Origin of the sequence: Oceanisphaera litoralis, assembly GCF_016907015.1 — a bacterium.
In the GTDB taxonomy this organism is placed as follows: Bacteria; Pseudomonadota; Gammaproteobacteria; order Enterobacterales; family Aeromonadaceae; genus Oceanimonas; species Oceanimonas litoralis.
In genome coordinates this window covers 24,767-39,081 of the sequence record NZ_JAFBBE010000020.1, presented here as the reverse complement: position 1 = coordinate 39,081, position 14,315 = coordinate 24,767, and the positions used below count along the sequence as shown (strand labels likewise).

General features: G+C 62.0%; 11 protein-coding genes. 8 read left to right on the top strand and 3 right to left on the bottom strand.

The genetic code is table 11. The features are described from left to right. Positions 1-15: 15 nt before the first annotated feature. The 4 genes from pyrB (at position 16) to HNR62_RS12635 (ending at position 4,845) form a co-directional block, all read left to right on the top strand. The gene (gene pyrB, locus HNR62_RS12650) at positions 16-939 is read left to right on the top strand and encodes an aspartate carbamoyltransferase (RefSeq protein WP_204796457.1); all 924 of its coding nucleotides are present in this window, start codon (positions 16-18) and stop codon (positions 937-939) included. A 5-nt stretch (positions 940-944) separates the two neighbouring features. Next, positions 945-1,403, top strand: a complete 459-nt coding sequence (pyrI, locus tag HNR62_RS12645; protein WP_204796456.1) for an aspartate carbamoyltransferase regulatory subunit — start codon at positions 945-947, stop codon at positions 1,401-1,403. A 322-nt stretch (positions 1,404-1,725) separates the two neighbouring features. Continuing rightward, positions 1,726-3,642, top strand: coding sequence for a RecQ family ATP-dependent DNA helicase (locus HNR62_RS12640; RefSeq protein ID WP_204796455.1), 1,917 nt, complete (start codon positions 1,726-1,728; stop codon positions 3,640-3,642). Positions 3,643-3,786: 144 nt separating this feature from the next. Then, a complete protein-coding gene (locus tag HNR62_RS12635) occupies positions 3,787-4,845 on the top strand; it encodes a maleylacetate reductase (RefSeq protein WP_204796454.1) in 1,059 nt (352 codons plus the stop codon). On the opposite strand, the gene HNR62_RS12630 is transcribed toward HNR62_RS12635, so the two are convergent. Further along, the gene (locus HNR62_RS12630; protein WP_204796453.1) at positions 4,846-5,751 is read right to left on the bottom strand and encodes a LysR family transcriptional regulator; all 906 of its coding nucleotides are present in this window, start codon (positions 5,749-5,751) and stop codon (positions 4,846-4,848) included. Between the two features lie 158 nt (positions 5,752-5,909). Here HNR62_RS12630 and HNR62_RS12625 point away from each other — a divergent pair, with 158 nt between their 5' ends. The 4 genes from HNR62_RS12625 (at position 5,910) to pcaQ (ending at position 9,620) form a co-directional block, all read left to right on the top strand. After that, positions 5,910-6,368, top strand: coding sequence for a DoxX family protein (locus HNR62_RS12625; protein WP_204796452.1), 459 nt, complete (start codon positions 5,910-5,912; stop codon positions 6,366-6,368). Between the two features lie 112 nt (positions 6,369-6,480). Beyond that, complete coding sequence (locus HNR62_RS12620) at positions 6,481-7,428, top strand: glutathione S-transferase family protein (protein WP_204796451.1); 948 nt, start codon at positions 6,481-6,483, stop codon at positions 7,426-7,428. A gap of 49 nt (positions 7,429-7,477) precedes the next feature. Continuing rightward, the gene (locus tag HNR62_RS12615; RefSeq protein WP_239552790.1) at positions 7,478-8,293 is read left to right on the top strand and encodes a DODA-type extradiol aromatic ring-opening family dioxygenase; all 816 of its coding nucleotides are present in this window, start codon (positions 7,478-7,480) and stop codon (positions 8,291-8,293) included. 397 nt (positions 8,294-8,690) lie between these two features. Continuing rightward, positions 8,691-9,620, top strand: a complete 930-nt coding sequence (pcaQ, locus tag HNR62_RS12610; protein ID WP_204796450.1) for a pca operon transcription factor PcaQ — start codon at positions 8,691-8,693, stop codon at positions 9,618-9,620. Between the two features lie 142 nt (positions 9,621-9,762). Here pcaQ and HNR62_RS12605 read toward each other — a convergent pair whose 3' ends face one another. Together HNR62_RS12605 and HNR62_RS12600 are read right to left on the bottom strand one after the other, a co-directional pair. Beyond that, entirely contained in the window at positions 9,763-11,163 is a 1,401-nt protein-coding gene (locus HNR62_RS12605) for an efflux transporter outer membrane subunit (protein ID WP_204796449.1), read from the bottom strand. Next, complete coding sequence (locus HNR62_RS12600) at positions 11,160-14,315, bottom strand: efflux RND transporter permease subunit (protein WP_204796448.1); 3,156 nt, start codon at positions 14,313-14,315, stop codon at positions 11,160-11,162. The genes HNR62_RS12605 and HNR62_RS12600 overlap by 4 nt, the downstream gene beginning before the upstream one ends.

Sequence of the window (14,315 nt, the reverse complement as noted above, 5' to 3'; positions counted from 1 at the left end):
TAAAGAGCGTTGCTGATGGCAAACCCCCTATATCAAAAGCATGTAATCTCCATATCCGACTTCACCCGCGCCGAGCTGGAACTGATCATCGACACCGCCGTGATGCTCAAGACCCATCCTCGTCCCGATTTGCTCAAGCATAAAGTGGTGGCCAGCTGCTTCTTCGAAGCCTCCACCCGAACCCGACTGTCGTTTGAAACCGCCATTCAACGCCTGGGTGGCGGCGTTATCGGTTTTTCCGACAGCGGCAGCACCTCACTGGCCAAAAAAGGGGAGACTCTCGCCGACTCGGTGAAGATCATCAGCTCCTACAGTGACGCCTTTGTGATGCGCCATCCGCAGGACGGCGCGGCCCGGCTGGCCGCCGAGTTTTCCTCGGTGCCGGTGATCAACGCCGGTGACGGCGCCAATCAGCATCCCACCCAGACGCTGCTGGATTTGTTTACCATCTACGAAACCCAGGGCACGCTGCAGGGACTGACGGTGGCCTTTGTCGGAGATCTCAAGTACGGCCGCACCGTACACTCCCTGACCCAGGCGCTGAGTCTGTTTGGCTGCAAGTTCTACTTTATCGCGCCCCAGGCGCTGGCCATGCCCGACTACCTGTGTGACGAGCTGACCGAAAAAGGCATCAACTTCGAGCTCCGCGACAGCATGGAAGAGGTGATGGACGAACTGGACATTCTGTACATGACCCGGGTGCAGAAGGAGCGCTTCGACGAAACCGAATACGTGCATGTGGCCTCGAAATACGTGCTCACCCCCGAGGTGCTGGACGGTGCCAAAGACAGCCTCAAGGTGCTGCATCCCCTGCCCCGTATCGACGAAATCTCCGCCGAGGTGGACAACACTCCCTATGCCTATTATTTCGAGCAGGCGGAAAACGGCGTCTATGCCCGCCAGGCCCTGCTTGCCCTGGTGCTGAACGAGAGCCTGTGAGAGACATGATGAACAAGAGCCAACTGCAAGTCGAAGCCATTCACAACGGTACCGTGATCGATCATATTCCCGCCGGTCAGGGCATCAAGATCCTGCAACTGTTCGGCCTGGTACAGACTCACGAGAAGATCACAGTGGGCCTGAACCTGCCGTCGAAGGCGCTGGGTGCCAAGGACATCATCAAGGTGGAAAATACCCGCCTGTCTGCCGCCCAGGCCAACCAGCTGGCGCTGTTTGCGCCGGATGCCACCGTGAACCTGATCGAAGACTTCGAAGTGGTGAAAAAGCTGCAGTTGCAGCTGCCCGAGCGGGTAGAAGGCGTCTTCTCCTGCCCCAACTCCAACTGCATCAGCCATAACGAACCTGTGACCAGCAAGTTCAAGGTGCGCGCCGTCGCGGGCCAGGTCCGCTTTCGCTGCAACTACTGCGAAAAGTCGTTCCACCAGGATTTCATGGTTTTTTAACAAGCGAAGAAAGCGCCCGGCGCCACGCTATACACAAGACAGTCCCCCAATTCGGTATTTTGCTTTCTGCAGTCATACCGGACTTTCTGCAGTCATACCGGGCGTTCGGCAGTCATACCGGGCTTGCCCCGGTATCTTTTTAGTCTCATTCAAAACTCCGGGATCCTGATGTTCATCAGGGCGACGACAAACCACAAAAAATACCGCCCATGTTTAACTTGGCGCTCGGCGCTGTAGTTACATGTAGTTACATGTAGTTACAGTTGCCAAAGCCATGACGTCAGTCCAGGCTATCAATATCGTTTTTTAAGGCACCTGCTTAATGACTCTACTCCAGACCCTGCAACGGCATTTCGGCTTTTCTTCTCTGCGCCCCGGCCAGCAACAGGTGATCGACACCCTGATGGCCGACCACTCGGCGGCGGCGATTTTCCCCACCGGCTCGGGCAAGTCACTCTGTTATCAGCTACCCGCGCTGCTGTTGCCGCAGCTGACCCTGGTGATTTCTCCCCTGCTGGCACTGATGCAGGATCAGCTGGCCTTTCTGCGACAGAAGAATATTCCTGCCGCCAGTATCGACTCTACCCAGAGCTGGGAAGAAAGCCGCCGGATCATGCAGGATGTGCGCGAGGGGCGTATCAAGATACTGATGATTTCGGTCGAACGGCTGAAAAACGAGCGCTTTCGCCAGTTTATCGGCCAGATACCGATTTCTCTGCTGGTGGTGGATGAAGCACACTGCATTTCCGAGTGGGGTCACAACTTTCGTCCCGACTACCTCAAGCTGCCGGACTATTGCCGACAGCTTGATATCCCCCGGGTGCTGCTGCTGACCGCCACCGCCACCCCGAATGTGATCGATGATATGCAGCGAAAATTCGGCTTGTCTCGGGAAAACGTGGTCATCACCGGGTTTTACCGGCCCAACCTGCACCTTGAAGTCATACCGGTTAGTGAAGCGGAAAAAATGCCGGTCCTGATCGAGCAACTACGTGAAGATCCCACCCTGCCCAGCATCGTTTATGTCACCCTGCAACACACCGCCGAGCGGGTTGCCGAACGACTGGCGGCAGCCGGTATTCAGGCCCGAGCGTATCATGCGGGCATGGATCAGGACAGGCGTCGTCAGCTGCAGCAGGCCTTTATGGCGGGAGCCGTCCCCTGTATCGTCGCCACCATCGCCTTTGGCATGGGCGTAGACAAGGCCGATATCCGTCGGGTAATCCATTATGACCTGCCCAAATCCATCGAAAACTACAGTCAGGAAATAGGCCGCGCCGGTCGTGACGGCCAGCCATCGCAGTGTATCCTGCTCGGCAACCAGGCCGGGCTCAATGTACTGGAAAATTTCGTCTACGGGGATACGCCGGAGCCGGAGGCCATCAAGGCCTTGCTGCATGAACTGCAGCAGGCCGGCGAGCAGTGGGAGCTGATGCCGCTGCGGCTGTCCAACAGTACCAACATCCGTCTGCTGCCGCTGAAAACCCTATTGGTCTACCTGGAGATAAATCGAATTATCGAGCCACAATACAGCTATTTTGCCGATTATCGCTTCAAGTTCATCAAATCGCGCGAGGAGATACTGAGCGGGTTCAATCCCGAACGTCAGGCGTTTCTCACCGCCGTATTCAATGGATCCCCTCTGGCCAGAAGCTGGTGTCAGGTCAACTTTGAGGCCATCTGGCAGCAGGACGGCGGCGAGAGAAAACGGGTGATCAGTGCGCTCGATTACCTGCACCAGCAAGGCTGGATCAGCCTGGAAAGCAAGCAGATGATCGAAGTCTATCGGGTGCTTCAGCAGCATTTCGATCTGCAGACCGAAACCCGCCGGCTGCACCAGTTGTTCCAGCAGAAGGAGCGAAGCGAAATCACCCGCCTGAACGACATGCTCGGCTTCTTCGAGAGTGAGTCTTGCCTGAGCCATCGACTGGCCGCTTACTTTGCCGATCATCTGGCCCCGGAGCAGTGTGGCCATTGCTCGGTCTGTGCCGGTCAGCCTGCCCGGCTGCCCGTTCCGGAACGTCCGCCGTTGCCCGCCAGCGAGCAATGGCAGCACTGGTGCCGGGCGTTACAGGCCGACAGCCCACAGCCGCTGAGCAACCACACCCTGGCCTGCTTCTTGTGCGGTATCAGCACTCCCATGCTCAATCGCCTGAAAGCCAGAAAACAGCCCGGTTTCGGCCGGCTTGAACAACAACGCTTTGGCGAAATACAGCAGCTGCTAAGCCAGCCCCGCTGACCCCCGACTCAACGGGGCGCACCCGCACGCCCCTGGCCTGTCGCTTCAGCCGCCTTCCTTCCGCAAGTGACAGGCCTGACCGACAAGGCCCTGGCTCGGGTGGCGTAACGCATCAAGTCCGAATGGAATAAAAAAGAGGTCACCATGACAAAACCCTTTACCTACAACATCAACCCCGCCCGTATCGTGTTCGGCCCCGGTTGCCTGAGCCAGGTTGCCGAGGAGCTGGAGCAACTGGGCGTACGCAAGGCCCTGGTGCTGGCCACGCCCTTTCAGCGGGAAGACGCCGAACGCCTGAGTGAACAGCTGGGCAAACTGTCTGCCGGCGTCTATGCCAACGCCACCATGCACACCCCGGTGGCGGTGACCGATGACGCCATGCAGGCCTATGCCCACAGCGGGGCCGATGGGGTGGTGGCCCTCGGCGGCGGCTCCACCATCGGTCTCGGCAAGGCCATCGCCTATCGCAACAACGCGCCTCAGCTGGTGATCCCCACCACCTATGCCGGCTCCGAAGTCACACCCGTGCTGGGCCAGACCGAAGACGGCGTCAAAACCACGGTCAGCCATGCTTCCATCCTGCCCGAGGTGGTGCTCTACGATCCCGAGCTGACCCTGAGCCTGCCGGTGAACATGAGCATGACCAGCGGCCTCAACGCCATGGCCCATGCGGTGGAAGGCCTCTATGCTAAAAACCGCAACCCCATCACCTCGCTGATGGCGGTGGAAGGCATTCGCGCCCTGCGTGACGCCCTGCCCGGCATTGCCGCCAACCCGGCAGATCTGGAAGCCCGCAGTGGCGCCCAGTACGGGGCCTGGCTGTGCGGCACCGTGCTCGGCACCGTCGGCATGGCACTGCACCACAAGCTGTGCCACACCCTGGGCGGCAGCTTCAACCTGCCCCATGCCGAGACCCACGCCATCCTGCTGCCCCATACTGCCGGCTACAATGCCGAGGCGGCGGCCGAGGCCCTGTCGCCGGTGGCCGGCCTGTTCGGTGGCAGCGTGGGCGGTGGCCTGTACGACTTCGCCGCTGCCCTTGGTGCGCCCCTGGCGCTGAAGGAACTGGGCCTGGTCGAGCCTGATCTGGACAGGGCCGCCGATATCGCGGTGCAGACCCCCTACTGGAACCCGCGCCCGGTGGAACGCGACGGCCTGCGCGCCCTGCTGCAGCGCGCCTGGGAAGGCGCACGCCCGGCATAGTCAGCCGTTGAACCGATCCCAGTACGGGGGCTCCCCAAAGTAGCCTTCCATATAATCGACAAAATACCGCACCTTGCTCGCCATCAGCTGGCGGTGGGCAAACACCGCATACAGCGCCATCGGCTCGGGTTCATGCTCCGGCAGGACAATGCGCAGCTTGCCTTCCCGGATCGCCTGGCCCGAAATAAAGGTCGGCTGCAGGACAATGCCGGCGCCGGCGATGGCCGCGGCCACCAGCACGTCGCCATTATTGCTGGTCAGGTAATTGTGTTGTTCGCCCTGGTGCAGCCATCGGTTCAGTGCCTTGCCCCCGCCCTGCTCCATGTAGCTGTAGTGCAGGTAACGATGGTGACCGAGATCTTCCGGGCGCCGGGGCGTACCGTGCCGTGCCAGATAGCCGGGCGAGGCGCACATCACCAGGCGTACCGGCGCTATCTTTTTGGCGATCAGCGACGAGCTTTTCAGGTGGCCAATGCGCAGGGCGATATCGAACCCCTCCTCCACAATGTCCACCTTGCGATCGTTCAGCTGCAAATCGATACCGACGGCGGGATGGGCGTGCTGAAAGTCACTGATCAGGGGGGCCAGGTGCCGGATGGCGAAGGAAACCGGCGCACTGATGCGCAGCAGTCCCTGGGCCTGGGTATGCAGATCGCCGAGCTGACTTTCCATGTCGTCGAGATCATTCAGCAGCTGTTGCGCCCGCACCTGATAGCGCAGGCCCGCTTCGGTCAAGTGTATCCTGCGGGTGGTGCGGTTGAGCAGGCGCACGCCCAGGTGCTGTTCAAGCCGGGCCACCTGTTTGCTGACCAGCTGTGGTGACAGCGCCAGTCGGTCTGCGGCACGGGTGAAGGAGCCTTCGGTCACGACGGTGACAAAGGCACGCATCGCATCGATACGATCCATAAGCTACTCCGGTGTGGGAAATCCTATTATCAACGAAACATTTATAATTAATCAACGCAGACCATCTTAGTCTTTTTATTTGGCGATAGTAGAGTGAACCCATCACCTGGGGAGGGGCTTCAGGGATAACCAACAACACATATGTAGAGGTGATTATCATGAATACGCCATTCTCAAAGGCGCTGCTTGCTTCTCGCGGCGGCTATGCCGCCCTGGTTCTGCGGGTACCGGTGGGACTGATCCTGGCCGCCCACGGCGCCCAGAAACTGTTCGGCTGGTTCGGCGGTTATGGCCTGGAAGGCACCGGCCAGTGGCTGGCGAGCATCGGCCTGGCGCCGGGCTACCTGATGGCGCTGCTGGCCGGCGGTGCCGAATTCTTCGGCGGCCTGGCACTGGTGGCGGGGCTGCTGACGCGCCCGGCGGCCCTGGTCACCGCCTTCACCATGCTGGTGGCCATCTTCAGCGTCCACATCGGCAATGGCCTCTTTATGTCCAACAACGGCTACGAGTATGCATTGAGCCTGTTTGCCGTGACCCTGGCCCTGGCGATTCAGGGCGCCGGCAAGCTGGCCCTGGATAATGTAATACTGGCGCGTACCGCCGGCAGCAAGGGCTGAAGGCAGATGCCGGGCAGCTAATCACGGCACCTGGCTCCCTATCGCCCTATCCACCTAGAATATCGAAGGCACCCCCACCCGGGGGTGCTGCTGCAAGAGGAGCAACCGCATCATGCTGGTCAATGGCATCTGGCAAGAAAACTGGCAACCGGTACAGGCAAAAGACGAGCAGGGGCGATTCATTCGCCAGACCTCGTCGTTTCGGAACTGGGTCACCCCGGATGGTCAACCCGGCCCCACCGGCACCGGCGGCTTCAAGGCAGAGGCAGGGCGCTACCGGCTCTATGTTGCCTACATCTGTCCCTGGGCCTCGCGGGCGCTGATGGTCCTGGCCCTGAAAGGGCTGAACGAGGTGATCGAGGTAGTTGTGGTCAATCCCCGGCTGACCGAGCAGGGTTGGCAGTTTGGCGGCTTTCCCGGCGCCGACGAGCGCGATCCCAGCGGCGCCCGTTACATGCATGAGCTGTATACCCGCGCCGACCCGAACTTTACCGGCCGCGCCACCGTGCCGGTACTCTGGGACAAGCAGACCGGCACCCTGGTCAACAATGAATCGGCGGATATAATGCGCATGCTCAACAACGCCTTCTCGCGCATCGTCAATCAAGGCCCGGATCTGTATCCGCCGGCCATGGCCACCGAGATCGATGCCCTGAACGACACCCTTTACCGGGAGCTGAACAATGGCGTCTATCAGGCCGGCTTTGCGTCCAGCCAGCCAGCCTACGAAGAAGCCTATGCCAAGGTCTTTGCCTGCCTGGATAGGCTGGAGTCCCGCCTGTCCGACGGCCGCGCCTTCCTGTTCGGCGACGGCCTGACCGAAACCGATGTGCGCCTGTTCGTGACTCTGGTACGCTTTGATGCGGCCTACCACGGCCTGTTCAAGTGCAACCGCAATATCCTGGCCGCCATGCCCGCCTTGCACGCCTATATGCAGAGGATACTGGCACTCGACGGCATTGCCGATACGGTGCGGCTTGATCATATCAAGGCCGGCTACTACTCGATCAAGGCGCTCAATCCCGGCGGTATAGTGCCGGCGGGCCCCGGCGAGCTGTAAGCGCCGTCACCGTCACTGGCGGCCACCCCGAACTGGAGCAACCACCATCATGAATGCGAATATCGATGTTTTGTATATCTCCCACGGCGGCGGGCCCATGCCCCTGCTGGGGGATCCCGACCATAGCGAGCTGGTGAGCACCCTCACCGAGCTCGCCGGTACACTGCGCAAGCCCTCCGCCATCCTGGTTATCAGCGCCCACTGGGAAGAGTCCGTCCCCACCATCACCTCCGGGGCCAAGCCGCCGCTGATCTACGATTACTACGGCTTTCCGCCCGAGTCCTACGAGATCACCTATCCCTGCCCCGGCGAGCCGGCCCTGGCGCGGCAGATCCAGCAGGCACTGGAGCAGGCCGGGCTCCCGGCCCGACTCGATGCCCAGCGGGGATTCGATCATGGCCATTTCGTCCCGCTCAAGCTGATGTACCCGCAGGCGGACATTCCCTGTGTGCAGCTGTCACTGGTGAACAACATGGATGCCGAGACCCACCTCGCCATCGGCCGGGCCCTGCAGACACTGAAGCACGACAGGCTGCTGGTTATCGGCTCCGGCTTTTCATTCCATAACATGCGGGCCTTCTTTGGTCCCAACACACCCGACATCCAGGCCGGCAACCAGGCCTTCGAAGACTGGCTGGAACAAACCTGCTCGAGTACCGAGATAAGCGAAACGGAACGAGGCCGGCGCCTGGCCCAATGGGAGCAGGCCCCCCATGCCCGCTTCTGTCACCCGCGGGAAGAGCATCTGCTGCCGCTGCATGTATGCTACGGGCTGGCGGAGCAACCCTGCGATACCCATATTTCGGCCACCGTACTGAGAAAAAAGGCGGGATTCTTCTACTGGCGAGCCACGCCCCAGGCGTAAAGACAACGGTCGGCCATGCTGCCATACCGTTGCCCCATACCGTTGTCCCATACCGTTGTCCCATACCGCTGGCGACAATGCCGACGACAATGCCGACGCGGCGGCCTGTACCACTTCGCCGCGTCCCTCGGCGCCCCCCTGGCGCTGAAGGAGCCGGGCCTGGCCGAACCCGATCTGGACCAGACCGCCGATATCGCGGTGCCCCCTACTGGAACCCGCGCCCGGTGTAAATGCCCAGTGTAAATAAGGAGATGTTCACCCTCTTTCGCATTGGGCATAATAGCCCGATGCGAAAGATCATTATCCAAACGGCATCGGTCGTGAACGACTCAAGCCCGTGCCATCCTTCGATACTCCCAAATAGCGAACGGTTCGTTCGGACTTCAGTGAGACAAAGATGATAGAGAATCGAATCAAGTTCCGGCACCTGCAGTGCTTTATCGAAGTCGCGCGTCAGAACAGCGTCAGTCGTGCGGCCGATGTGCTGTCGCTGACTCAGCCGGCGGTCTCCAAGAAGCTGAAAGAACTGGAAGCGATGCTGGAAGTACAATTGCTGGATCGCAGCAAGAAAGGCCTGGAGCTCACCCAGTATGGCGAGCTGTTCCTGAAATATGCCGGTGCCAGCGTGTCCGCCCTGCGCGAAGGCACCGACAGCATCATTCAGGCCCAGATGAAGGGCAGCTTGCGCATCAGCGTTGGCGTGCTGCCCACGGTCGCGGCCAGCGTGTTGCCGGGCGCCGTGAGCCATTTTCGGCAGTCCGGGATGGAGGTGACCCTCAACCTGAGCTCAGGCCCCAATACCCTGCTGCTGAGTGAGTTACGGGTCGGCGAGCTGGATCTGGTGGTCGGCCGGCTGGCCGAGCCCGAACTGATGACGGGCCTGTCGTTCCAGCATCTTTATTCAGAGCGTATTACCTTCGTGGTTCGCCCCGGACACCCCCTGTTGCGCAACCAGCCCTTCAATATTCAGGACATTCGCCACTTCAATGTGCTGTTTCCCACCAAGGAGTCCATTATTGCCGCCTCGGCCGAGCGCTTCCTGCTCTCCCGGGGCGTGGGCCTGCCACCGGATCGGACTGAAACCATCTCGGACTCCTTCGGCAAGGAATATCTTCGCCAGACCGATGCCGTCTGGATCATCTCCCGGGGGGTGGTAGCAAGGGAAATCGAGGAAGGCGAGATGATGGAGCTGCCGCTGGATACGCGGGAAACCCTGGGGCCCGTGGGCCTGACCACCCGGGCCGACACCCTGCCCACCCCGGCGGTACAGATGTTCATGAACAGCATCCGCAGCACGGCCGCCGCCATCGGCAACAAGATGGGCTGACAGCCAGCGAGCGGCCGGGTATCCCCGGTACAGAGATGCCAAAGGGCCGCAGCAACGCTGCGGCCCTGATTATCGTGGCCATAGTGGCCATAGTGGCCACCATGACCACCATGACCACTATGGCAAGCAGCAAGCGGCAATGCTAGCCGGCTGAGTCCCAACCACCGCCGAGAGCCCGGTACAGACCGACCTCGCTACTCAGCTGTTGCAGGCGGTCGTTGAGCAGCTGGCGCCGGGCGGCGAACAGCTGGCGCTGGGCGTCGAGCACGGTCAGGTAATTGTCCACTCCCTCGTCGTAGCGCTGCCGGGCCAGCTGATAGTAGGCCTGGTTGTTGTCGACCAGATCACTCTGCGCCTGTACCTGCTCACCGTAGGTGCCACGGGCGGCGAGGCCATCGGCCACTTCACGAAAGGCCGCCTGGATGCTCTGCTCGTAGGCGGCGACATGGATATCCTTGCGCAGCTCGGCGTAGTCCAGGTTGGCCTTGAGCCGTCCGGCCGTGAAGATCGGTAGGTTGATCTGCGGCACCAGGCTCCAGGTGCCGGAGCCGCCGTCGAACAAGCCGTCCAGATCGCTGCTGGCGGTGCCGGCCGCGCCGGTCAGGCCAATGCGCGGAAAGAACGCCGCCCGGGCCGCGCCGATATTGGCGTTGGCGGCGAGCAGGCGGTGTTCGGCGGCGCGAATATCCGGCCGCCGCAGCAACAGATCCGCCGGCAGGCCGGCGGGGAACTCGGCCAGCAACTCCACGCCCGGCTGGTCACTCTCCGGCAGCGCCGCCGGAATGCCGGTGCCCAGCAACAGCCGCAGGGCGTTGGCGTCTTCCGCCACACGCCGGGTATACAGCGCCTTCTGGGTACGGGCCTGATCCACCAGGGTACGCGCCTGGCGTACATCCAGCTCCGAGGCGGTACCGGCGTCGGCTCTGTCGCTGATCAGGGCCAGGCTGTGCCGGTAGCTCTCCAGGGTCGCCTCGGTCAGCGCCAGCTGGGCCTGGTCGGTGCGCCAGGTAAAGTAGGCGATGGCCACATCGCCGACCAGGGCGATGTGCACACTGCGCTGCGCCTCGGCGGTGGCCAGGTACTCCTCCAGCGCCGCCCGGCTGAGGCTGCGGATACGGCCAAAGGCGTCCAGCTCGTAGGACAGACCCAGCGATACGTCGTACTGGCTCTGGATCCCGGCCTCGCCGGTCGGCGACAGATCGTCCGGCAGGCGCTGACGAACGCCGCTGCCTCCCGCCTCCAGGGTCGGCAACAGCTCGCTACGCTGAATGCGATACAGCGCCCGGTAGGCCTCGACGTTCAGCGCGGCCTGGCGCAGGTCCCGGTTGTTGTCCAGCGCCAGGTCAACCAGCTGGCGCAGCGCCGGGTCGAGAAAGAACGACTCCCGGCCCAGGTCGGCGGCGCTGGCGCCGCCTGATTGCGCCTGCTCATAGGCCGCTCCCGCCGGCCAGTCGTCCGGCGCCGACGGGCGCTCATACTCCGGCATCAGCGTACAGCCGCCCAGGGTCAGGGCGAGCGCCACGGTCAGTGTCTTGAGCCTCATATAGTCTCTCCTTCGGCAACGGATTGCGCGACAACGGGTTGCGGTTTTTTGCGCCCTTCAAACAGCTTGACCACTATCACGTAGAACAGCGGCACGAAGAATACCGCGAGCACGGTGGCGGTAATCATGCCGCCGACCACCCCGGTGGCCACCGAGTGCTGACTGCCGGCCCCGGCACCGCTGGCCAGCGCCATCGGCAGCACCCCGAAGGTAAACGCCAGCGAGGTCATGATGATCGGCCGCAAGCGCAACTTGGCGGCTTCCACGGCGGCCTGGACCAGCGGCATACCCTGCCGCTCGTAGAGATCCTTGGCGAACTCGACGATCAGGATGGCGTTCTTAGCCGACAGCCCAACGGTGGTCATCAAGCCGATCTGGAAATAGACATCGGCGGTCAGATCCCGCGCCAGGGTGGCGGCCACGGCGCCGAGAATGCCCAGCGGCACCACCAGGATCACCGACACCGGCACCGACCAGCTCTCGTACAGGGCGGCCAGGCAGAGGAACACGATCAGCACGGTCAGGGTGTAAAGCATGGGTGCCTGGTCGCCGGTCTGGATTTCCTCATACGACAAACCGTTGTAGCTCAGGCCAATGCCCGGCGGCAGTTGCTGCATGATCCCGGCAATGGCCAGCATGGCGTCGCCGGTGCTGTAGCCGGGCGCCGGCTCGCCGAGGATCTGCATCGCAGAGATACCCCCGTAACGCTCCAGCTTGGGTGAGCCATACACCCATTCGCCGCTGGCAAAGGCGGAGAAGGGTACCATCTGGCCCAGGGCGTTGCGCACATACCACTTGTCGAAGTCCTCGGGCGCAATCCGCGCGATGTCCTCGCCCTGAAGGTAGACTCGCTTGACCCGGCCCCGATCGATGAAGTCGTTGACATACATAGAGCCCCAGGCCGCCGACATGGTTTCGTTGATCGCGGCGATGCTGACCTGCAGGGCGCGGGCCTTCTCGTCGTCGATATTGACCTGGAACTGCGGCTCGTCATCCTTGCCGTTGGGGCGCACCGCGCTCAGCATGGGGTGCTGGTTGGCCAGTTGCAGGAACTGGTTGCGTGCGTCCATCAGCGCCGCGTGGCCCAGGCCGGCGTTGTCCTGCAGGAACAGGTCAAAGCCCATGGCGTTGCCCATTTCGAGGATCGCCGGCGGCACAAAGGCCATGACGGTGCCGTCCTTGATCCTGGCGAAACGGGCATTGGCACGCTCGGCCAGGCTGAACACGTCCTGGCCCGGCTGCTGACGCTCGGCCCAGTCCTTGAGCACAATCAGCACCAGGCCCGAGTTTTGCCCGCGCCCGGCGAAGTTGAAGCCGTTGACGGTCATCACGTGCTCGACCAGGTGAGCCTCATCCTTCAACAGGTAGTCGCTCACTTCGCCCAGCACCGCCTCGGTGCGCTCGGCGGACGAGTTGGCCGGCATGCGGATTTCCGCCATCATCAGGCCCTGATCCTCATTCGGCAGGAACGCCTTGGGGATCTGGGTAAACAGATAGCCGGTGCCGGCGGTGATCAGCACGAAGGCCAGCAGGTAACGGCCACGATGCCGGAGCATGCCGCCCACCCCCCGCTGAAAGCGCGTGGCGCCGCGATCAAAGGTGCGGTTAAACCAGCCGAAAAAGCCTTTCTTCTCGTGGAAGGCATCTCCCGTGGGCGCCTTGAGAATGGTGGCGCATAACGCCGGGGTAAAGATCAGCGCCACCAGCACCGACAGCCCCATGCACAACACTATGGTGACGGCGAACTGCTTGTAGATAATGCCGGCCGAGCCGCCAAAGAAGGCCATGGGGACGAACACCGCCGACAGCACCAGGCCGATACCGATCAGGGCGCCGGTGATCTGGCCCATGGACTTGCGCGTGGCTTCCAGTGGCGACAGCCCTTCCTCGTGCATCAGGCGTTCGACGTTTTCCACCACCACAATGGCATCGTCCACCAGCAGGCCGATGGCCAGCACCATGGCGTACATGGTCAAGACGTTGATGCTCATGCCGAAAAAAGGCAACAGGGCGAAGGCGCCGAGCAGCACCACCGGCACCGCCAGGGTCGGGATCAGGGTGGCGCGGAAGCTTTGCAGGAACAGGAACATCACCAGGAAAACCAGGCCCACCGCTTCGATGATGGTGATGACCACGGATTTGATCGACGCTTCCACCACAGGTGTGGTGTCATAGGGATAGACGATCTCGACGCCGGGTGGCAGGTTGGCTTGCTGCTGTTCCAGGACTGCCTTGACCGCGTCCACGGTGCCCAGCAGGTTGGCGCCACTGGCCAGACGCAGGGCCAGGCCGGCGGAATATTCCCCCTTGTACTTGGAGGAGATGGCGAAGTTGTCGGCGCCCAGTTCAACGCGGCCGAGATCCTTGACCCGCACCTGCGCACCATCGGCATTGACCTTGACCAGGATCTCCTCGAATTCCTCCGGAGTGGTCATGCGGGTCTTGCCCAGTACGGTGGCGTTGAGCTGCACCCCACTGCGGGTCGGCAGGCCCCCGAGCTGGCCGGAAGAGACCTGCACGTTCTGTTCGCGAATGGCGTTGGCCACGTCGCCCGGAGTCAGCTGGTAACTGTTGAGCCTGGCCGGGTCAAGCCAGATGCGCATGGCATTCGGCGACCCGAACAGCAGGGAGTCGCCCACGCCGTTGATGCGCGAAATGGGATCCTGCAACTGCGAGGCGATCAGGTTGCCGAGATCAAAGTCGGTCATCTTGCCGCTGGTATCCACCAGACCGACGACCAGGAAGAAGTTCTGCTGAAACTTCACCACCCGCAGGCCCTGACGCTGCACTTCCTCGGGCAGCCTGGGCGTGGCCAGCTGCAGCTTGTTCTGCACCTGTACCTGGGCGATGTCCGGATCGGTGCCCTGCTCAAAGGTCACAATGATCATCATGCTGCCGTCGGAGTTGCTCTCGGCAGACATATAGCGAAAGCCGTCGAGGCCGCTGAGCTGCTGTTCGATCACCTGCACCACAGTGTCCTGCACGGTCTGCGCCGAGGCGCCCGGGTAGGAGACCTGGATCGACACCGCCGGGGCGGCGATGTTGGGGTACTGGCTGATCGGCATTTTCATCAGCGACAGGGCGCCGGCAAGCATGGTAACGATGGCCAGCACCCAGGCGAAAATCGGCCGGTCTATAAAAAAACGTGACAT

Coding starts and splice junctions, on each gene's coding strand:
- HNR62_RS12630 (WP_204796453.1), bottom strand. CDS start 5,751: ATGGATCGTATCGATGCGATGCGTGCCTTTGTCACCGTCGTGACCGAA.
- HNR62_RS12640 (WP_204796455.1), top strand. CDS start 1,726: ATGACTCTACTCCAGACCCTGCAACGGCATTTCGGCTTTTCTTCTCTG.
- pcaQ (WP_204796450.1), top strand. CDS start 8,691: ATGATAGAGAATCGAATCAAGTTCCGGCACCTGCAGTGCTTTATCGAA.
- pyrB (WP_204796457.1), top strand. CDS start 16: ATGGCAAACCCCCTATATCAAAAGCATGTAATCTCCATATCCGACTTC.
- HNR62_RS12615 (WP_239552790.1), top strand. CDS start 7,478: ATGAATGCGAATATCGATGTTTTGTATATCTCCCACGGCGGCGGGCCC.
- HNR62_RS12635 (WP_204796454.1), top strand. CDS start 3,787: ATGACAAAACCCTTTACCTACAACATCAACCCCGCCCGTATCGTGTTC.
- HNR62_RS12625 (WP_204796452.1), top strand. CDS start 5,910: ATGAATACGCCATTCTCAAAGGCGCTGCTTGCTTCTCGCGGCGGCTAT.
- HNR62_RS12620 (WP_204796451.1), top strand. CDS start 6,481: ATGCTGGTCAATGGCATCTGGCAAGAAAACTGGCAACCGGTACAGGCA.
- HNR62_RS12600 (WP_204796448.1), bottom strand. CDS start 14,315: ATGTCACGTTTTTTTATAGACCGGCCGATTTTCGCCTGGGTGCTGGCC.
- HNR62_RS12605 (WP_204796449.1), bottom strand. CDS start 11,163: ATGAGGCTCAAGACACTGACCGTGGCGCTCGCCCTGACCCTGGGCGGC.
- pyrI (WP_204796456.1), top strand. CDS start 945: ATGATGAACAAGAGCCAACTGCAAGTCGAAGCCATTCACAACGGTACC.